The organism is Methylocaldum sp., assembly GCF_039794385.1.
Classification (GTDB): domain Bacteria; phylum Pseudomonadota; class Gammaproteobacteria; order Methylococcales; family Methylococcaceae; genus Methylocaldum.
Genome location: NZ_JBDIVO010000056.1, coordinates 1 through 19,702 on the forward strand (window position 1 = coordinate 1; position 19,702 = coordinate 19,702).

The window sequence follows — 19,702 nt, forward strand, 5'->3', positions numbered from 1 at the left end:
CCCGCCCACCTCGTCCTGAAATTTATTGACGGCCTGCTGATGCGAATTCCAGCCTGGCGCCCAGACGAATGGCAATAATGCCGGCGGCACGTCGACACTTGCGCCTTCCATGGAAAACGCCAAAGCCGAATCGGGGTCGTCGGGCGGCTTGGGTTCATGGATTTCGCGGTTTGCAAACATCGCGGTCCGTCCGCTATAGCGATGGGGTTCGCGCGGGACCTTTTCGCCCTCGACACGAAAACCCGCCGGCGGAGCGGCGTTCCGGATCGGCCCGAATTCCGGCAGAGCCGCGGCACAAGCGGCGGTAAGCGCATCGATGTTCGACCAGCGTTTCGCTGCGGCATCGGCTAGCCAGCGCCAGCTGTCGCGGATTTCGCCGCTGCCCGGCATGACGGAATAAAACCGTTGCGCCCGCCCCTCGAGGCTGACCAGAGTGCCCTCGGTTTCCGCAAACGTGCTTCCCGGAAGAAGTAATTGGGCCTTGGCCGCGGTGCCGTGGCGGATATGATCGATCACCACCACATGCCGCGTGCCGTTGAAAAAGCTGTCCACGGCCCCGGCGTCCGCCCGCCGGTAAAGATCGTTCTCCAGCACGATCACAGTGTTCAAGTCTCGGGTCTTCGCCGCGGCGAAGGCGTCCTTGACGCTGCGCTCGTCCATCATCGCCAATCCGAGCGTATTGCATTCCGGCACGACATAGCACAGATCGACAGCCCTTCCTTCTCGCCGGTTGCTCAAGGCTAAGGCGATATTGGCCGCCGCCCGGACCACGGAGAGACTGCCGCAACCGGTGCCCGAGACGATGAGCGGATGCGCCGCGGCAGTGAGGGTATCGCCGATGAGTTCCGCCAGATGTTCGTCCTCTTGCGAAAGGTCGGCCACCGCCGGCGCGCTGACATCGATCCGGTTGGCGATTGCCAGGCCCAGCCGCGCGATGTCTTCCGGCGTTCCCCGGCAGATCGCTTCCGCTATGTCGTCCAGCCGGGTAGCGTTAGGCGCTACGACGAACAGCGGGCTCTTCTCGCCTTGAGCCGCCTCTCTTACGGCGGCATCTTGCCAGCGCGGTATCTTGAGCCGGTCGGCGCGTTCGAAAGCGCGGTTCCGAACCGCCTGGCGCAACGCGAGCGCCACACGCGGCGCGGTATTCGCCACGTCTTCGCCCAGGATCAAGACGGCGTCCGCCTGCTCCACCTCCCGCAGCGACGGATTATGGACCGGCCAATGTCTCAGCACGTCCAGTATGGCCGCTGCCAGCGATGCCTCCCCCTGGGCAAAACCGGCGTAAAAATGCTCGGCGCCGACCAGTTCCCGCAGGGCGAAGTTGACTTCCAACGAGGCGCGGGGAGAGCCGATTCCGATCGTGTGACCGCCCAGCAAGCCTTGAAAATGGGCCAGCGCGGTCTCCCCGGAGACCGGCTCTCCGCGAAGCATCGGCTGGCGTATGCGCCGCTCGCTGTTCACGAATCCGTAGCCGAAGCGGCCCCGATCGCAGAGAAAATAGCCGTTCACCTCTCCGTTATAGCGATTGACGATGCGCCTAAGCGTTCCGTAGCGTTCGCCGGGGCTGGTATTGCATCCCACCCCGCAGTGCACGCAAATCGAGGGCGCATGCTGTAGATCCCACTTCCGGACGTAATGCTGGCTGAACGTCCGATCGGTGAAAACTCCGGTGGGACAGACCTCGACCAGATTGCCGCTGAACTCGTTTTCCAGAACGCCGTCCTCGAAGCGCCCGAAATAGACGTTGTTGCGGGATGCAAACACGTCGAGGTCCTTGCCTCCGGCGTAGTCGCGGTAAACCCTAACGCAGCGGTAACAGGCGATGCAGCGGTTCATCTCGTGATTGATGAACGGTCCCAGATACTGGTTTCGGTGGGTGCGCTTCAAGCCGCGATAGCGACGAAAGGTATGCCCGGTCATGACCGTCATGTCCTGGAGATGGCACTCGCCGCCCTCCTCGCACACCGGACAATCGTGAGGATGATTGGTCATCAGGAACTCGATGACTCCGGCGCGGAACTCCCGTGCCTGAGGAGCTTCGAGGGACACGCGGAGGCCCTCGGTCACCGGGGTCATGCAGGCCATGACCAGCCGCCCCTGGGCGTCGCTCTCGTCCTTGTACTGCACGACCGCGCATTGCCGGCAGGCGCCCACGGACCCGAGGGCCGGATGCCAGCAGAAGTACGGCAAATCTAGCCTCAACGACAAGCAGGTCTTGAGCAGATTGTCTCCCGCTTTTACGTCGTAGGTCTGGCCGTCTACCGTGATTTTTGCCATGGATTGAATCCTATCAGGCCACCCTTGCAGTCGATGCCGGTTTCAAATAGCGTTCGAAATCGGCCCGGAAATATTTCAATGCGCTCTGTAACGGCTCGGCGGCCCCGGGCGCGAGCGCGCAAAAGGTATTGCCGGGTCCCATCAGGCGCGCGAGCTGTTCGAGTTGGTCCAGGTCCTCCGGCCGGCCACGTCCGGCCAAAAGGCCTTCGAGAATCTCGACGACCCAAGGCAGCCCATCCCGACAGGGGGTACACCAGCCGCAGGATTCCTGCGCGAAAAACCGCTCCAGGTTGAGCACCATTCGCACCGGACAGGTCTGATCGTCCAGCACGATCATGGTGCCGGTGCCGAGCCGGCTGCCGGCTTTCATCATCGCGTCGAAATCCATGGGCAGATCCAAGTGCTCGGGCAGCAGAAAATCCGTGGATGCGCCGCCGGGCAGGAACCCTCGCAGCGTATACCCCTCCTGCATGCCGCCGGCGCATTCCTCGATCAGTACCCGGATCGGCGTGCCCATGGGCAGTTCCCACAACCCCGGCTTCTTGACCCGACCGCTCGCGCCGAACAGCTTGGTGCCGGCATCCTCGCCCCGGCCCAATCCCCGGTACCAGTCCACGCCGTTGCGGATGATATGGGGCACGTTGCAAAAGGTCTCGACATTGTTGACGACCGTCGGACGGCCCCACAGTCCGCTGATCTGGGGAAACGGCGGCTTGGCGCGCGGTATTGCGCGCTTGCCTTCGAGCGAATTCAGGAGCGCGGTCTCTTCGCCGCAGATGTAGCGCCCCGCGCTGGTATGAAGATGTATCTCCAGATCGAAGTCCGAGCCCAGAATGTTTTTGCCGAGATAGGCGGCGCTACGCGCTTCCCCCAAGGCTTGCTCAAGCCGGCTCGCGGAAAGATGGTATTCGCCCCGGAGAAAGATATAGGCCGTATCGGCCTGCACGGCATAGGCGGCGATGACCACGCCTTCTATGAGCTGGTGCGGGTCGGCCTCCATCAGCAGGCGATCCTTGAAAGTGCCCGGCTCCATTTCGTCGGCGTTCACCACCACATATTTCTGCTCCGCCGACTCGCCCTGCGGCACCAGGCTCCACTTGACGCCGGTGGGAAACCCGGCACCGCCGCGCCCGCGCAACCCGGAATCCTTGACCGCCCCGATCACGTCCGCAGGCGCCATTTCTTTCAAGGCTTTGGCCAAGCCCTCATAGCCACCGGCGCGGCGGTAATCGTCCAGCGTCACCGGCGAGAGATCGGGCTTGATGTTCTGCGTCAGCGGTCTGTCCATGTCTGGCCGTTCCTTTTTAATAGCTCATCGATTTTCGATTCGTCCACGTCTTCGTAAAGCTCTTCGCCGACCATCAGCACCGGCGCGCGATCGCATGCGCCGAGACAGACGATCGGCAGCAGCGTGTAACGTCCGTCCGTCGTGGTTTCGCCCAAGCCGATGCCCAGCCTTTCGGATAGATGCCCACGGATTCTATCGGCCCCCAGCATCCAGCAGCTCACGCTGTCGCAACAAAGAATGACGTTCTCGCCGACCGGCCTTCGAAAGATCAGGTTGTAGAACGTCGCCACCCCATCCAGTTCGTCCGGCGACATCTCCAAGAGCCCGGCAACGGTTTTCAACGCTTCATCCGACACCCAGCCGCGATATTTCTGCACGATCTTGAGCGCCTCGACGGAGGCGGCGGATTTATCGGGATAATGACCCGCGGCCGCGAGGATTTCGGCGGTTTCCTGTTCGCTCAAGATGCGGGCTTCGTTCATAAGAGAACCCGAAAAATCATTTTTTGATGCGGGGAACCGCCCCGCACGCGGGTTACTTTCTTTTGTTCGGCCAAAAGAAAGTAACCAAAGAAAACGCCGCCCGGATGACGCACTTTTCCTGCGCTTCTCGTCCTGGCCGCGGGGCGTCCCGAAGGGACTTCCATGTCCCTCGGGACACGTGCGCAATCCTTTGCGCACCCCTTCGGGCTTTTCCGGTCCAGGACTGCGATGCTCAGGTGCGTCATACGGGATATTGCTATTTTTGTCCCGTGCGGCATGCCCGAGCATCGCAAGCTTTGGCGCTGGAATGCCCGAAGGGGCGCGTCAGGAAGACGCGCGGCGACAGAGGAGCAGGGAAGCTCCTTCTGTCGCCCCAGCGCCAAAGCGAGAAGCGCAGGAAAAGCATGCCGCTCGGGCGCCGTTTCTTTTGGTTACTTTGGATTTGCGCCTGTCCTGGCGCAAATCCTTCGGGCGCACTTCGCGCGTCCAAATTTGTTCCCGACAAATTTGTCTTTGGGCAAGCAAAGACAAACTCGCCGGGAGCGAGTTTGGACCGCCGAAGGCGGGCCCAAAGGGCAAACCCCATGGATGGGGTTTGCAAAAGTAACTCGCCCGCGGGGCGAGACCCGCATCTAAAATCACCGGCAGCACCAGCTGCCACTACCCCGAACCCGCTGGCTAGACCGACATCCTCAACCTCCGCAAACAAGCCATTTAGAAACGTCATATCCCCCTCACCTATCCACATCCGACATCACGAAATCGATGCTCCCCAGGATCGCGATGAGATCGGCGATCATGAGGCCGCGCGACATCAGTGGAATCATCTGAAGATGGGGGAACGAGGCGGTACGGACGCGGGTACGGTAGGACGTCGTGTTGCCGTCGCTCGTCAGGTAATAGCGATACAGCCCCTTGGTCCCTTCCACGCAGGCGGAGCCCTCCCCGGCCGGGATTACCGGCCCCCAGCTGACGTTCAGAAAGTGCTGGATCAGCGTCTCGATGTCGTGCATGGTCCGCGCTTTCGGCGGTGGAGTCGTCAACGGATGAAACGCCTTGTAGGGGCCCGATGGCATGTTGTTCAGGCATTGCTCGATGATTCTTAAGCTCTGCCGCATTTCTTCGACCCGCACCAGGCACCGGTCGTAGCAGTCCCCGTTTTTCCCCGACGGGATCTCGAATTCGAAATTTTCGTAGCCGGAATAGGGGCGCGCCTTGCGGTAGTCCCAGGCGAGACCTGTGGCCCTTAACCCCGGTCCGGTTGCGCCCCAGTCGATCGCCTCTTTCGTGTCGTAAACGCCGATGCCCTGGGTGCGCCGCTTGAGGATGCTGTTCGCCAGCACCATCTTGTCGTAGTGCGCCAGCCGTTTCGGAAAATAGTCGACGAATTCCCGCACCTTCTTGTCCCAGCCCTCGGGCAAATCCATCGCCGTGCCGCCGATGCGAAAAAAGCTGGAGTGCATGCGCCCACCGGTAATGGCTTCGATGATTTCGAAGACCCTCTCGCGATCGACGAACATGTAGAAAACCGGCGATAGTTGTCCGACGTCCTGCGCGAAGGTGCCGTAAAACAAGAGGTGATTGTTGATCCGGTAAAACTCCGAGATCATCACCCGAATTGTCTGCGCCCTGGGCGGCACCTCGATGCCGGCCATTTGTTCCAGCGCCATGACGTAAGGCAGGTTGTTCAGCGAGCCGCCGAGATAATCCACCCGGTCGGTATAAGGGATGTAGGTATGCCAGGACTGGCGTTCGCCCATCTTTTCCGCGGCACGATGGTGATAGCCGATGTCCGGCACGGCATCGACTATTTCCTCGCCGTCGAGCTGCAGGGCGATGCGGAATACCCCGTGCACGCTGGGGTGGTTAGGGCCGAGATTGAGGAACAGAAAATCGCTGCTGTTCTTCTGCCGTTTCATGCCCCATTCCTCGGGCACAAACCGCAAGGCCTCCTGCTCCGCCTCCTGCTTTTGCTCGGGCAACGAGAACCGCCCCATCTCGGTGGCCCGCGCCGGATGGTCCTTGCGCAGCGGATACCCTTTCCAGGTGGGCGGCATCAGGATACGGCGGAGATTCGGATGGCCTTCGAAGCGAATCCCGAACATGTCGTAGACTTCGCGCTCGTACCAGTTGGCGTTGGGCCAGAGCGAGGCGATGCTCGGCACGCTCAAACCGCCATTGGCCAAGGCGACCTTGAGACGGATATCCTCGTTCCGATCGAAAGACAAAAGATGATAGACCAGCGTGAATTCGCTGGCCGGGAGCCCATCCCGGTATTGGCGCAGGCGCTCGTCCACCGCGGTGAGATCGAACAGCATGGGGTATGGCCGCTCGGTCTCGCGCTTCAGATAAGTCAGACAATCGACGAAACGGTCCTTGCTTACCCAAAGGGTTGGAATGCCGTCATAGGTGGATTGAACGGTAAATTCGTCATCCCCGAAACGGCGCCGGAGTTCGCCGACGATAGCGCCGGTCTTCGGCCTTTCCGTCGTTGTCGCGCTGCCTGCCGTCGTGGTAAAAGTCATCCTAAATACCTTAAAGGCGATCCGGACTGCGCAACTCGGTGGCCCTCATGCGCTCCGGAGTCTTGAGGTCTCGGAAGCTTTTGATCGGCGCTTTCTGAACACCGCCTTCGCCGACCGTCCAGCCTAGGGGCCGTCTCTCTTTTCCGATCGACTCCTGCAGCAGGATCAGACCTTCGAGCAAGGCGTCCGGACGCGGCGGGCAGCCCGGCACATACACGTCGACCGGCAAAAATTTGTCCACACCCTGAACCACACTGTAAACATCGTACATCCCGCCCGAATTGGCGCACGACCCCATGGAAATCACCCAGCGCGGCTCCAGCAACTGCTCGTAGAGACGCTTGATGACCGGAGCCATTTTCATGAAGACCGTGCCGGAAATCACGATCAGGTCCGCTTGCCGCGGGCTTGCCCGGATCACCTCGGAACCGAAGCGGGCGATATCGTAACGGCTCGTGAAAGCGGTGGCCATTTCGACGTAGCAACAGGAAAGCCCGAAATTGAAAGGCCAGACGGAATTCGCTCGACCCCAGGCGATCAGGTCCTCCAACTTCGCCATGAGCAGGTTGCGGCGCATGGCTTCCTCGCTGACGCGCTCGCCGGGGCGGGGCGCTGGGTCGGAATCGGCTTTGGTAAGAGTCCACTCCATCCCGTACTCCCCTTAAATTTGTAGTCGGGCATCCTGCAATTTCTGCCGCTCGGTACGCCAATCCAGAGCGCCGATCCGCCAGAGATAAACCAGAGCGGCCAGCAAAATGCCGATGAACACCAGCATTTCGATGTACCCGATCCACCCGGCCTCGCGAAAGGCGACGGCCCAAGCGAGGATAAAAACGGCTTCCAGGTCGAAGATCACGAAAAAGATGGCGACCGGATAAAACCGTATGGTGAGGCGCACATGAATATCGCCTACTGGCACGACGCCGGATTCAAAAGGCTCGCCGGTCGCGCGTCCGCGACTGGGCCGGGCAAGAAAACGGGGGATCACCAACATCGCCGCGATTACGACCATGATCGCCGCGATATAAGCGATGAACGGCCAAAGATTCGATGCCTGCACCAGATCGGCATTCATGCCACTCCTCCGGATGTGCTGCAGCGGACTGCAAGGGCGATCAACTTGCCCGCAGATTAATCGGACCGGCCGCAACCGGCCTATAAGTAGAAATACATAGTTCCGAAAAACCATTCGGGACGAACGGCGTTTGGGGCTGAGCCAGGAAGACGAGCGACAGGAAGGCGACCATGCGGCATTCACAGGCCCTTGGCAGTCGCTGCGTTGCAAGCACGTCCGCGATTTTAGGATAATAGCCGCTCATTTTTCCCGTCCTAACCATTCCCCGCATGAAAAAACGTCTGGAGAATCTGCTGCATGGCGCCGTTTCCGCATTGAAAGCGAATGGCGAGCTACCTCCCGATATCGATCCGACCATTATGGTGGAGCGTGCGCGCGATGCGCAGCACGGCGATTTCGCCTCCAATCTCGCAATGACCCTGGCAAAGGCCGCCAAATGCAATCCCCGACAGTTGGCGGAAAAAATCGTGGCGGCACTGCCCCATGACGGCATCGTCGCCAAGCTGGAGGTCGCAGGCCCCGGATTCATCAATTTCTTCATCGATCCCAAGGCTCAACATCGAATCGTCGCCGATATTCACGAAGCCGGGCACGAGTTCGGCAAGACCGCCGTCGGCGCCGGCCGCAAAGTTCAGGTGGAATTCGTCTCGGCCAATCCGACCGGCCCCTTGCATGTGGGACACGGGCGCGGCGCGGCCTACGGCGCCGTGGTGGCGAACCTGCTTGCTGCCGCCGGATTCGAGGTACACCGGGAGTACTACGTCAATGATGCCGGCCGGCAGATGGATATTCTGGCCGCCAGCGTGTGGCTCCGCTACCTGGAAGAATGCGGCGAGGTGCTGACCTTCCCGAGCAACGGTTATCGCGGCGAATACGTTCGGACGATTGCCTGGGATCTGCACAAGCGAGTCGGGGAGAAATACCGGCGCCCGACCGCCGAAGTCATGGCGGACATTCCACCGGACGAGCCCCAGGGCGGCGATAAGGAAGTTCATATCGATGCGCTGGTGGCAAGGGCCAAGTCGCTGCTCGGCGCCGACGATTACCGAATCGTGTTCGACGCCGGCCTCGACAGCATCCTCGACGACATTCGCCAGGATCTGGAGGAGTTCGGGGTTCATTACGACGAGTGGTTTTCGGAACGCAGCCTGGCCGATACCGGCGCCATCGAGCGTGCGCTGGAAAAGCTTCAAGAAGCGGGCTATCTCTACGAAAAAGACGGGGCAACCTGGTTCGCTTCGAGCCGGCTGGGGGACGAAAAGGACCGGGTGGTGGTTCGAGAAAACGGTCAGATGACCTATTTCGCATCCGACATCGCTTATCATTTGAACAAGCTGGAGCGCGGCTTCGATCAAATCATCAACATCTGGGGCGCCGATCATCACGGCTACATTCCCCGCGTCAAGGCCGCCATCAAGGCATTGGGGGGCGCCCCGGAACGGCTCCACGTGCTGCTGGTCCAGTTCGCGGTGTTATATCGCGGGGAAGAAAAAGTCCAGATGTCCACCCGCTCCGGAGAATTCGTAACGCTCCGGCAGCTTCGCAACGAAGTGGGCAAAGACGCGGCCCGGTTCTTCTATGTCATGCGAAAATCCGACCAGCATATGGATTTCGACCTGAAGCTGGCCACCTCGAGGACCAACGAAAATCCGGTTTATTACGTGCAATACGCTCACGCGCGGATTTGCAGCGTGTTTAGGCAGTTGGACGAAAAAGGCTGGAAACGCGACCTCGCCGGCGGCATGAATCGTCTGGACCTATTGACGGAAACGCACGAGTTGGCATTAATCAACACGCTGTCCCGCTATACCGAGGTTGTGGAACAATCGGCCGTTCAGCACGAGCCTCATCATCTGGTGCATTATCTGCGCGAGCTGGCGTACGAATTCCACACTTATTACAACGCCCACCAGTTCCTGGTGGAGGATGCCGCGTTACGGGATGCCCGGCTCAATTTGATTGCCGCGGTGAGACAGGTGATCGGCAACGGTTTAAGCCTGCTGGACGTTTCCGCACCCGAAGCAATGTAAAGGCATGTCCAAGGACTATAAGCACCGGATTCCGGGATACCGAAAACGCCAGCTCCAAATTCCGAGACGTTGGGGCCTAGCGGCGGTCGGCATTGCTGGTGCGATCGGGCTCGTTGTGTACGTTTTCTCAGGTGCCGATAGCGAGGCCCCTCCAAAGGCCCCGGAACCCGTGTCCATACCCGCGCCGGCGCCTCAAGCCGCTGCTGCGGTTCCGGAAGCCGAAAAAAAGAGTCAGCCCCAGCAGGAAAGGAAACAAAACACCGAGGGCAAGAAAACAGCCGCCCAAAAACCCGAGCAGAAACCGCAGCCGATTAAGTCGCGCGAGCCCCGGTTTACTTTTTATAAGATCCTCCCCGAAAAGGAAGTCATCATTCCTGAAAGCGAGATTAAAACGATCAAGCGGGAAGAAAGCCAGGGAAGCAAACCCACCGCAGCGCTTTATCTGGTGCAGGCAGGATCTTTCGACAATCTACAGAATGCCGAGCAACTGAAGGGCGACCTGGCCAAGATCAAGATCAAGGCCAAGATCGAAATGATCGAGATCGATAATTCGGCCTGGTACCGCGTCAAAATCGGCCCGTACGCCACTCTGGCCGATGCCGACAAGATCAGGGCCTACCTGCGCAAGAAAGGCATCGACAGCATCGTGCAGAAAGCGGCGAAATAACTCCTTTGCCCCACCGTACCGGATTATCCGGCGATCCGATTGCTCAAAATGCGGGCCAAAATAATTTGTAGGTCGGCAATCCTTTGCCGACAAAGCCCCTCGTCTACCGCGTGTGTCGGCAAAGGATTGCCGACCTACTGCAGCTTGGGAGCGCTACGCCGAACAGGAAAATGCTCTAGAGATCCCATGAGGGCTCGACCGATCGCTTAAAGGACGACCTCGAAACCCTCGAACTGAGGCGGTCCGAGGTAGAGCCCCTTGCTTCCGCCCGCGCTGGCATGAGCGTTGCGAAATGCCTCCGAACGCGTCCAGGCTTCGAAAGCCTCTTTCGACTCCCACGTCGAATGGGAAGCGAACAGCGTGAAGTCCTCATTGCTCGGACCTTGAAGCAGATGAAATTCACGGAATCCCGGAACTTCATGCAAGTAGGTTTCACGATTCCGCCAGATTGCAATGAATTCGCTCTCTTTCCCTAAAGCAATCTTGAATCGATTCATGGCAATGAACATCTCGAACTCCTCTTAAATCGTTTTTTCCTCAAAATTTACGCTACCAGCCGGTAACACGGCTCGTAACGCACGCCCGGAAGCTTCATGCGGCCCTGTGCGACGAACGCCGCCAACAACTCATCCAGAGGCTTCAAGACCTCCGCGTCCCCCCGCAGCTCGAAAGGCCCATGCTCCTCGATGGTTCGTATGCCTTCCGCCTTCACGTTTCCAGCCACGATTCCGGAAAAGGCTCGGCGCAGGTTGGCTGCCAGATGGTGAGGCTCCTGCTGTCGATGCAATTCCAATGAAGCCATATTCTGATGCGAGGGTACGAAAGGGATCTGGAACTGCTGCTCTATCTTCAGCAGCCAGTTGAAATAGTAGGCGTCACCGTTCTGTTTCCGGAATTCCCGCACCAGGCTGATCCCCTCTTTCATTTCCCGGGCAACGCCGGCGGGATCGTCGACGATGATCCGATAACATCGGCGCACGTCTCGACCGATCGTCGAAACCATAAACCGGTCGATAAGCTCGAAATAGCCGGCGCACTCCGCAGGCCCCGTCAAAATGACCGGAAAAGGCAAATTCTTGTTGTCGGGGTGAAGCAGAATCCCTAAGAGGTGGAGAATCTCCTCGGCCGTGCCGACCCCGCCCGGGAAGACGACGATGCCATGCCCGAGCCTTACGAACGCTTCGAGGCGTTTTTCGATATCAGGCATGATGACCAGCTCGTTGACGATGGGATTCGGAGGCTCCGCGGCGATGATTCCCGGCTCCGAAATGCCCACGTAGCGGGCCTCGTAGATACGTTGTTTTGAATGGCCGATCGTGGCGCCTTTCATCGGCCCCTTCATGGCTCCAGGGCCGCAGCCGGTACAGACGTTGAGCCCCCGCAACCCCAGCTCATGGCCGACCTCCTTGGTGTAATCGTATTCTTCCCGGCTGATCGAATGGCCTCCCCAGCATACGACCAAGTTCGGAGAGGTATTCGTGATCAGGCTGCCCGCGTTGCGCAGAATGTGAAAAACGGCGCTGGTGATATCTTCCGACTTGCCCAGATTGAACGCCGAATTCGATACGATCTCCGATCCGGTGAAAACGATATCCCTAAGCACCGAAAACAGATGCTCCCGTATGCCTTTGATCATCTCGCCGTCGACGAAAGCCGAGGCCGGCGCGTTCAGCACCTCCAGCTTGATACCGCGCTGCTGTTGCAATACGCGAATGTCAAAGTCTTTATGTTGCTCGAGCACCAGCTTGGTGTCATCGACAGCGCTGCCGCAATTCAGGACCGCCAGCGAACAACGCCGGAAGAGCTCGTGAAGACCGCCCTGGCTGGTATCGAGCAGCTTCGCCACTTCCAGCTTGGACAAAACCTCCAGAGTGCCTTCCGGCCTTACCTGAGCGTTGATTGTTTGCATCGGAATTCCTTTGTTAGATCTTCCATTGATTATTGATAAGCATTCTGTCGCACTCCTTAAAAAGAAGAACTTCCCAGAACCTGTGGATAAGTTTGTGGAATGCAGTCTTAAAACACTTTTGAAACCCCGCCGGTCCTGATCTTTCCTTAATTTGACGATTTTTATTCTTGGGCCAAAACATGCAAATAATCAAAAACTTGCCAAAAACGTCAAAAACCTGACGCCGGTACACCGAAAGCACTGAAAAACAACTCATCCGTTGTGCATAACTTTTGCGCTATGTCAAAACGCCGTCGCTCGAGCCGTGACAGACCTCACCCCAAGCGGGATGCTCGCGAATTAGCCTTAACGCATTATGCAGCAGGGTTTTGCCGGGTTCTCGGCGGTGCCAGGTGGAGGCCCCGGACGGGTGAGGCAAGGGTATTACGTCTATCTCTAGACTTTCTCGACAAAGCTCGTGCCTAAGCCCGATCACCTGATCCAGTCTATCGGCGACGAGAATTTGACGGATCGCCAGCTTGCCGACCGGAATAATGAGCTTGGGTCTTATAAGCCGAATTTCGGCATTCAGCCAATCGGCGCAACGATCGATCTCCTCCGGAGACGGAACCCGATCGCCGCCTTTCGGGTTCTTGCCGGGAAAGCAGCGGCATACGGCCGCCATGTAGACGTTGCGGCGAAAATTGTCTTCGGATATGCCTATCTCGGCAAACCATTTGAAAAGGGTTTTTCCCGCTGTCCACGCAAACGGCTTTCCGAATTGCCCTTCCTTGCCGCCCGGCGCCTGGCCGATGAGGATCACGGGCGACAACACGGCGCGCCCCATCACCACCGGACCGATCATCCCGGCGCAACGCACGCAGTTCTTCAAGGCCTCTTGGTGGAGGATCAATGAGCGCAACCGCTCGTTCATGGGCGGTCGCTCCTCAGGACAATTGAGGGGTGTCCTTGTCCTTCCGGCTCCAAGCCAAGGTGTGCAACCGAGTCAGCGTCTCCGGATCGGAAATCAAGGCACGCTTGTCGGCGGCGGACAGCGTTTCCGGCCCCTCTTCCACCAATTGGTACACCAAAGCGCGCAACTGGTGGCGCTGGCGCTTTTTCACCGGACGATCGGGCAAAAGAGCGAAGTGGAGGGAATACGTTCCCGGATCGGCAACGTTCAACTCGCCTTCATTTTGCGCACCCGCTTGCTCGGTACGGGCAAGATTTTCGTGGAGCAGTTCGACGACACGCGGCGCCTTATACTCTTCCGGAGTCAGGAAAAATCCGAGTTTACGGGCGAGCGAACCCACCGACGTGCTGCTGGAAAGGATCGAAACGGGTATGGCAAGGACCAACCCGGCCAGAACGGGAATCAGCCACAGGAAAAAGTCAGGCACATACTCGTAGCTCAGCCATCCGGCACCCAACCCGGTCAGCGTCTGCCCGCCGTGAGCCAGAGTGGCTTCCTTGAGGCTCAAACGGTGATCGCCGCGATTTTGCGGAGGCCAGCCGACGCTGCGACGCAGCAAAATGGCGACGACGAATTTGCTCTGATACAGCATGAGCACAGGCGCCGTCAGCACTGAAAATGCGCTTTCGAAAAAGACGCTGAAAGCGGCGCGTATCACGCCGCCATAGCCCTTGATTATTCTGGGACGCATCAGGAGCAGCAAAAAGCTCCAGAATTTCGGCAGAAACAGCATGGCCAGCGTCACCAGCAAGACCGTCGTCATCTCGACCGCATAAGACTCGGGCCAGACCGGAAAAATATTGTCGCCGAAAAAATAAACCGGCATGGTTTGGCTCTGCACATACGCCTCAAAGCCGGTTAAAACCAGAAACAGCAACCATAACGGCGAGGACAGATAGGACATGATGCCCATCAGAAAATACAAACGGCTGAGTCCAGAAAAGCCGCGGGCGAACACCATGCGCAAATGTTGCAAATTCCCCTGGCACCAACGCCGATCGCGCTTGGCGTAGTCGATCAGCGTCGGCGGCAGCTCCTCGTAGCTGCCCTTGAGATCGGCCGCCAGCCACACTTCCCATCCGGCCTCGCGCAACAAAGTCGCCTCGACGAAGTCGTGGCTCAAGATCTCGCCGCCGAATGGCTCCCGCCCCGGCAACTTCGGCAAACCGCAATGCCGAACGAAGGGCTGCATGCGGATAATCGCGTTGTGCCCCCAATAATTGCTACCCGAGAGCTGCCAGAAATTGATCCCGGCAATGAAGATGTCGCTGTACAAACTGCTGGCGAACTGGAGGATACGGGCGAACAAGGATTTATGATTTACCGGCAGCGGCGGTGATTGAATCAGTGCGACGCGGGGATGAGCCTCCATCAGATCCACCATTTTCGTCAGCGTCTCACCGGCCATGAGGCTGTCAGCATCGAGGACGATCATGTAGCGGTAACGGCCGCCCCAGCGACGGCAAAAATCCTCGATGTTGCCGCTCTTGCGGGCGATGTTCTTCTCGCGATTGCGGTAAAAGATTTTGCCGTGCGCATTGAAGTCGCGGCACATGCGATACCAGTTTACCTCCTCCTGCATCCAGGTATCGGGATCGCGCGTATCGCTGAGGATGAACAGTTCGAACTCGTCCGCGCGCCCGGTTTCGCGGAGCGACTGATAAATCGCCCGCAGTCCCGCGAATACCCGCACCGGATCCTCGTTGTAGATCGGCATCACCAGCGCCGTGAGCGCCGGCTCCTGGTCGGACGTCATGTCCGGATTCGGGACCAGTCTCGAAATCGAGCGCTTGTCGCCACCCCGAAGCAAGCACCAGAATCCGAGCGTAGCGGTCCAAAACGAGGTGCTGATCCACAGAATCAGCAAGGTATAAAGTATGAGCAGCACGATCTCCTGCGGCGTTATTCCGTTCTGCAGGAAAGCGCTCGTTATCATGGCAAGCGCCGCGAAGGCCGTCAGGGTTACCAGAGTGAAGAAAAACGTTCGCCTTAAAGTGCGGACATAGCCCGGCAGAGCGCTGGCATTGGAAGACATATTTGAAAAAGGGTTAGCTGCTTTGATGAGTCGATTTGAACAGCCAGAATCTCAGCGGCTGTTCGGCCATAGGAACGGAGTCCTCGGGCGGAGTGGGTCGGGGCAGAATTTCTCTTAGCATTTCACCCGTCTCAGACGGCGGATCCGGATTTCCGAACAGAGCGTCGCTGGCCGACGGGCAACCGGTCAGCAGCAAGGCGGCGCGGGCCGCAGCTATGGGATGAGGATCCTTGGACGGAGACAAGCGCATGGCTCGCGCCAAGGCGTGGTCGAAACGCCGCTGGGCCTCTTCTATCGCACGCTTGAGCAATTCGTCTCCAGCCCCGCGTCCGACCCGGCGGCGGGCACGGTTCAGACAGTCGTCGGCTAAGTTCTCGATCAAATCCTGCCGAGACAAGCCGAGGCTCTGCAGGTAGGCGACGACCCGCTCCTTGATCCCGGGAAGCCATGATTGAGGAGCGGAGTCCGCATCGCCGGACGTTATCATCTCTTCTAAAATCCGTACTTGATTCATCGACGGTTCCACTGATAAACCCACGTTTCGGTAAGCGCATCCTTGCCGGATTTCAACATCGCACGCAACTCGACCGGGTCTTTATCTTTTTCGGGTTCTAAATCAAAGCTCAAACGCCACTGATCATTTTCACTGTTTTTCTGAACCACGGTATTGGTAATCTTACCGGCGGAAGCACTTACCTCGGCTTCGACCGAGGCCTTGTCGCTGAGCAGCTTGAGCGTAGGACTGGCGAACTCGACGACGAATTTGCGATTAGGACTATCCGGAATGGTCGCGCCGATACGGGTGGCCGCGACTTTTCCGCCGCCAGGCGCGGTGAATTCGTCCAATTCGAAATGGAGACGATAGCTGTACGTATATTCCTTGCCTTCTCCGGTTGGCTGATCGGGCACCCAAAAAGCGACGATATTGTCGTATTTCTCCGCGTCGCTCGGAATTTCAATCAGGTAAACCGCGCCCGGCCCCCAATCGCCCAAAGCTTCGATCCAGGCGCTGGGACGGCGGTTATAGCTGGCTTCCAAGTCTTGGTAATGATCGAAATTGCGGTCTCTTTGCATCAAGCCGAAACCCACGGGCTTCTCATCTCTGAAGACGCTGATGCGAAGCTGGCGCGGGTTGTTCAACGGACGCCATACCCATTCGCCGGTGCTTCTCCCGATCAATAAGCCATCGGAATCGTGCACCTCCGGCCGGAAGTCGTCCATGAAACGATCGGTGTTCTCGCCGTGAAAGAACATGCTGGTTAGCGGCGCAATTCCAATCCGTTCGATGCTCTGGCGAAAATAAAGGTGACTCGTCACATCCATGGTCAAATCAAGGCCGGGGTGAATGACGAAGCGATAAGCGCCGGTTACCCTTTGGCTATCCAGTAAAGCGTGCACCGTGAGCGAACTCGCGTCCTTCGCCGGCTTTTCGATCCAGAACTCTTTGAAGATCGGGAACTCCTCCGCCTTAGGCAAACCGGTATCGATCGCCAGCCCGCGCGCGGACAAGCCGTACAACTGTCCCAATCCGACCGCCCGGAAATAACTGGCGCCTAGAAAAACGGCGATTTCGTCGGAGACGTCGTCTTTCCGCAGCGGATGATGGAAGCGTATACCGGCAAATCCTAGATCCGCGGGAAGTGGATTGGGAAATTGATTCTTGCCGAAGTCGAATAGTTCCGGCGAATACGCGAGCCGCGTCGCATTTCCGTGGTCCACGATATTGATGATCACGCGGTCCTTGAACATAAAACCGCGATGGAACGCCTGAATTTGAAAGGGCAGGTTCTCATCGCGCCAGAGGGCTTTTTCCGGTTTATACCGAATATCGCGGTATTGATCGTAATCCAGCTTGGTCAGAAACTCGGGCATCCCGGCTTCGTCGCGCACATAAGGCTTGCGGGCTAATTCCTTTGCCTTCTGCTCCACATCCGAAAACTCGAAAGGCTTGGCCGGCGCTTTGTCGGCCGGAGGTGTAACGGGTGCGCTCGGAGCTGGAACTTGGGGTGGCGGCGGCGCCGGCTTGCCGGGCTCGGCCAAGGCATCATTGAAAAATAAAGGACACAAAAAGACGACAATCCAGCTTCGAAAGCTCACAGTGTGTTTTTCCTCGGAAACTCAGTAACCAAATCTTGTGCTGCGGACCAGGCTCAGATCTCTTACGTTCACATGCATTTTTCCTTGCCCGAGCTCAAAAGCCGGGGCAAATTAGCCCTAAATAGCAAAACCCACAATATTGTCAAGGCATTACTAAACGACAAGCACGCCAAGAATACTCGACTGATCACTGTCGTGATCGAGTATTACGGACTTTGCTTGCAAAACGGGTGTATTAAAAAGAACGAACTGCTTCAAATACGACTCAGTCGGAATCTTAGGACCACGAAAGAGGATGAGAACGCGGCGGAAACACGCCATTTGGGCATAGTATAACCTGCCGGTGCATAACGAAAAATCATTCCGTCGAGGTACTGTCCGAGCTCTTCCATCGAAAGCGCGTCCAGCTTCCCCCTCTTGTACAGGAAAGATCGTTTCATGAAAATGCCGTGATCAAATTGGAAACAGCGCGCGGTCGCCGCCATGAAAAGCCTAATCGTCATCCGTCACGCCAAATCCGACCGGGATCAACCGTTTCTGGCGGATATCGACCGTCCCTTGAACAACCGCGGCAAACGCGATGCGCCGGTCATGGGCGATGTATTGAAGTTTCGCGGACAGGAACCGGATCTAATCGTAACGAGCCCGGCAAAACGCGCTCTCGAAACCGCCGAACTGATCGCGGAAGCGGTCGGCTACGACAGCCGGGCAATCGCGGTACGTGACAGCATTTACCTGCAAGGGACACCGGCTCTCCTCGAATTGATTCGGTCCCTAGAGAATATCCATAACAGAGTCTACCTAATCGGCCACAACCCCGATCTCAGCGAACTGGTCACTCGGCTGACCGGCGAAAGTCTCGGCACTCTTCCGACCTGCGGAATCGCTGCGATCAAGTTCCCGGTCGATGCCTGGGCATACGTCATGCACGGGAGCGGCCGTCTGGTTTTCTTCGACTCTCCCAAACAGCACCCTTGACCATCTCCCGCACCCGCCCCCCCCCCGGACAATAGGGTTTAAGCTAACGCGGTGGGTGTATCCTGACATTCAGATTGGTCGCGGAACTGGTCAGAATGTCGGCTCGCTCGGCGAAATCCCGCAACCGCACTTCCGGGTAGTCGGAAGGCCTTCCCAGCGCCAGTGGATAGGACACGATGTTTTCTTCCCCCGGCTTTCCCAGCACGAAGATGACGCCGCCGTACTCGTCTTGAAAGCGCGATAGACTCATTCGCAGGTTGCCGCGCCCGGGATCGGCAAGGTAGACCCGGTCACCAGCAATTCCTCTCAGTACGGCGAAATGGTGATATCCGAAAGGATGCACGTAGACCAGGACGGGCGCTATCAGCTGTTTTAGCTGATCGATCGTCAATTCGAAGCCTGCTGCCCGGTAGCCTTTTTGCTGAGCCACCTTCTTGAGATCGAGCAGCGAAAAACCGATCCGCTTCTTGTGTGCCCATTGCTCCTTGGTCAAATTGACCAAAATTGCATTAAGGCGATTCAGAATATCTTGCTCGGAGGTATCCTCGCCATAGTAGTACCGCAGCAGGGTCGCCAATGCCGCGGCACCACAGGAATAATCGAGACGCTGCTTGACGACCGCCCGATCCCGGAGCTCGATCAAGGTATGCCGCGTTATCGCGGGCGCCGTTCTCGGCTCGGCCACAACCGTGTGTGCCATGGCAGCGCACAGCAACACCCCCCACACAATTAAGCCGCTTATCTTTGTCATTCCCTTTCCCTAAACCAGACAGCGATGGACAATGTTTCCTTATACCACTAAATCCGCGAATTAGTCGTTAGGTTCGCACTTTGAGTGCATGCTTGTGATTCGCAAGCCTGACGTAGCGATGTTGTCCTGTCCACCTGATTTTGCGTAATGCCGCCATCGGCTGCTGACGTGTTCATGGCGTTTTGAAGCGCCGCCTGCGCCAGATAGGCTTGCGTCAACACCTCAGACGGTGTGCCGGAAAAAAGCTCGCGAGCCAATCCTTAGTGCCCGTTCGTTTGTCACCTCGTCTTCAGCAAAAAGGCGGGGACGGACTGACCGCCCCCGCCTGACTCCCCGGTCCCGATCAGGATGCCGTCGGGACCCCGAGTTTGCCGTTAGTGGATACTCTGGTTCGTGACCTGTACGATATCCTGGAAGGCTCGTCCGAAGAGGCTCAGATTAACCGCAGTTACCGTAGGTACGGCTACATTGAGGCATGTGTTTCCAATACTGAAAAAACCAGAGCAAGACTGACCGCCCTCGACGGCCGCGAGCTGCGTTTCAGTCATCGGCGTCAGATTGGACACCTGCCCCAAAGCACGAAAATCGTTGTCGGCCAACGCCGGGCCGGCAACCATCACCGAAGACAACACAGCA

General features: G+C 58.1%; 17 protein-coding genes. 3 read left to right on the forward strand and 14 right to left on the reverse strand.

The window, feature by feature from the left end; translation table 11 throughout:
- The 6 genes from nuoG to ndhC all read right to left on the reverse strand — a co-directional run.
- On the reverse strand, positions 1–2,277 hold a 2,277-nt coding region (nuoG, locus tag ABJK70_RS07515), incomplete at its 3' end, for an NADH-quinone oxidoreductase subunit NuoG (RefSeq protein ID WP_347257691.1).
- Positions 2,278–2,290: 13 nt separating this feature from the next.
- On the reverse strand, positions 2,291–3,565 hold the full coding sequence (nuoF, locus tag ABJK70_RS07520) for an NADH-quinone oxidoreductase subunit NuoF (protein ID WP_347257692.1): 1,275 nt from the start codon (positions 3,563–3,565) through the stop codon (positions 2,291–2,293).
- Positions 3,550–4,047, reverse strand: a complete 498-nt coding sequence (nuoE, locus tag ABJK70_RS07525; RefSeq protein ID WP_086133652.1) for an NADH-quinone oxidoreductase subunit NuoE — start codon at positions 4,045–4,047, stop codon at positions 3,550–3,552. Before nuoE ends, nuoF begins: the two co-directional genes overlap by 16 nt.
- Positions 4,048–4,781: 734 nt before the next feature.
- Positions 4,782–6,572, reverse strand: a complete 1,791-nt coding sequence (gene nuoC / locus ABJK70_RS07530) for an NADH-quinone oxidoreductase subunit C/D (protein WP_347257693.1) — start codon at positions 6,570–6,572, stop codon at positions 4,782–4,784.
- A gap of 10 nt (positions 6,573–6,582) precedes the next feature.
- Positions 6,583–7,221: an NADH-quinone oxidoreductase subunit B gene (locus ABJK70_RS07535; RefSeq protein ID WP_077731741.1), complete on the reverse strand. Its 639-nt coding sequence runs from the start codon at positions 7,219–7,221 to the stop codon at positions 6,583–6,585.
- Between the two features lie 12 nt (positions 7,222–7,233).
- On the reverse strand, positions 7,234–7,647 hold the full coding sequence (gene ndhC / locus ABJK70_RS07540; protein ID WP_077731742.1) for an NADH-quinone oxidoreductase subunit A: 414 nt from the start codon (positions 7,645–7,647) through the stop codon (positions 7,234–7,236).
- Between the two features lie 269 nt (positions 7,648–7,916).
- Between ndhC and argS the strand changes: the two genes are divergently transcribed.
- Both argS and ABJK70_RS07550 read left to right on the forward strand, forming a co-directional pair.
- Positions 7,917–9,677: an arginine--tRNA ligase gene (gene argS / locus ABJK70_RS07545; protein ID WP_086133654.1), complete on the forward strand. Its 1,761-nt coding sequence runs from the start codon at positions 7,917–7,919 to the stop codon at positions 9,675–9,677.
- A gap of 169 nt (positions 9,678–9,846) precedes the next feature.
- Positions 9,847–10,344, forward strand: a complete 498-nt coding sequence (locus ABJK70_RS07550) for an SPOR domain-containing protein (protein ID WP_240502602.1) — start codon at positions 9,847–9,849, stop codon at positions 10,342–10,344.
- Between the two features lie 206 nt (positions 10,345–10,550).
- On the opposite strand, the gene ABJK70_RS07555 is transcribed toward ABJK70_RS07550, so the two are convergent.
- From ABJK70_RS07555 to ABJK70_RS07580, 6 genes are all read right to left on the reverse strand, one after another.
- Positions 10,551–10,853 (reverse strand): antibiotic biosynthesis monooxygenase, encoded by a 303-nt coding sequence (locus ABJK70_RS07555; protein WP_086133655.1) that lies wholly within the window; start codon positions 10,851–10,853, stop codon positions 10,551–10,553.
- 35 nt (positions 10,854–10,888) lie between these two features.
- Positions 10,889–12,253: a nucleotide 5'-monophosphate nucleosidase PpnN gene (ppnN, locus tag ABJK70_RS07560; RefSeq protein WP_086133656.1), complete on the reverse strand. Its 1,365-nt coding sequence runs from the start codon at positions 12,251–12,253 to the stop codon at positions 10,889–10,891.
- 277 nt (positions 12,254–12,530) lie between these two features.
- Positions 12,531–13,166 (reverse strand): uracil-DNA glycosylase family protein, encoded by a 636-nt coding sequence (locus ABJK70_RS07565; protein WP_240506855.1) that lies wholly within the window; start codon positions 13,164–13,166, stop codon positions 12,531–12,533.
- A gap of 13 nt (positions 13,167–13,179) precedes the next feature.
- The gene (gene mdoH, locus ABJK70_RS07570) at positions 13,180–15,240 is read right to left on the reverse strand and encodes a glucans biosynthesis glucosyltransferase MdoH (protein WP_086133658.1); all 2,061 of its coding nucleotides are present in this window, start codon (positions 15,238–15,240) and stop codon (positions 13,180–13,182) included.
- Between the two features lie 13 nt (positions 15,241–15,253).
- Positions 15,254–15,754, reverse strand: coding sequence for a hypothetical protein (locus tag ABJK70_RS07575; RefSeq protein WP_077731749.1), 501 nt, complete (start codon positions 15,752–15,754; stop codon positions 15,254–15,256).
- Positions 15,751–17,337, reverse strand: a complete 1,587-nt coding sequence (locus ABJK70_RS07580; RefSeq protein WP_240506858.1) for a glucan biosynthesis protein G — start codon at positions 17,335–17,337, stop codon at positions 15,751–15,753. The genes ABJK70_RS07575 and ABJK70_RS07580 overlap by 4 nt, the downstream gene beginning before the upstream one ends.
- Before the next feature lie 483 nt (positions 17,338–17,820).
- On the opposite strand from ABJK70_RS07580, the gene ABJK70_RS07585 reads away from it, so the two are divergent.
- Complete coding sequence (locus ABJK70_RS07585) at positions 17,821–18,315, forward strand: histidine phosphatase family protein (protein WP_077731751.1); 495 nt, start codon at positions 17,821–17,823, stop codon at positions 18,313–18,315.
- Between the two features lie 43 nt (positions 18,316–18,358).
- Here the strand turns inward: ABJK70_RS07585 and ABJK70_RS07590 are convergent, their stop codons facing one another.
- Complete coding sequence (locus ABJK70_RS07590) at positions 18,359–19,066, reverse strand: C39 family peptidase (RefSeq protein ID WP_086133661.1); 708 nt, start codon at positions 19,064–19,066, stop codon at positions 18,359–18,361.
- 374 nt (positions 19,067–19,440) lie between these two features.
- Positions 19,441–19,702: hypothetical protein (locus tag ABJK70_RS07595; protein ID WP_347257694.1), on the reverse strand; the 262-nt coding region annotated here is incomplete at its 5' end.

Coding starts and splice junctions, on each gene's coding strand:
- ABJK70_RS07585 (WP_077731751.1), top strand. CDS start 17,821: ATGAAAAGCCTAATCGTCATCCGTCACGCCAAATCCGACCGGGATCAA.
- argS (WP_086133654.1), top strand. CDS start 7,917: ATGAAAAAACGTCTGGAGAATCTGCTGCATGGCGCCGTTTCCGCATTG.
- ppnN (WP_086133656.1), bottom strand. CDS start 12,253: ATGCAAACAATCAACGCTCAGGTAAGGCCGGAAGGCACTCTGGAGGTT.
- ABJK70_RS07535 (WP_077731741.1), bottom strand. CDS start 7,221: ATGGAGTGGACTCTTACCAAAGCCGATTCCGACCCAGCGCCCCGCCCC.
- mdoH (WP_086133658.1), bottom strand. CDS start 15,240: ATGTCTTCCAATGCCAGCGCTCTGCCGGGCTATGTCCGCACTTTAAGG.
- ABJK70_RS07590 (WP_086133661.1), bottom strand. CDS start 19,066: ATGACAAAGATAAGCGGCTTAATTGTGTGGGGGGTGTTGCTGTGCGCT.
- ndhC (WP_077731742.1), bottom strand. CDS start 7,647: ATGAATGCCGATCTGGTGCAGGCATCGAATCTTTGGCCGTTCATCGCT.
- nuoE (WP_086133652.1), bottom strand. CDS start 4,047: ATGAACGAAGCCCGCATCTTGAGCGAACAGGAAACCGCCGAAATCCTC.
- ABJK70_RS07555 (WP_086133655.1), bottom strand. CDS start 10,853: ATGTTCATTGCCATGAATCGATTCAAGATTGCTTTAGGGAAAGAGAGC.
- nuoC (WP_347257693.1), bottom strand. CDS start 6,572: ATGACTTTTACCACGACGGCAGGCAGCGCGACAACGACGGAAAGGCCG.
- ABJK70_RS07565 (WP_240506855.1), bottom strand. CDS start 13,166: ATGAACGAGCGGTTGCGCTCATTGATCCTCCACCAAGAGGCCTTGAAG.
- ABJK70_RS07575 (WP_077731749.1), bottom strand. CDS start 15,754: ATGAATCAAGTACGGATTTTAGAAGAGATGATAACGTCCGGCGATGCG.
- nuoF (WP_347257692.1), bottom strand. CDS start 3,565: ATGGACAGACCGCTGACGCAGAACATCAAGCCCGATCTCTCGCCGGTG.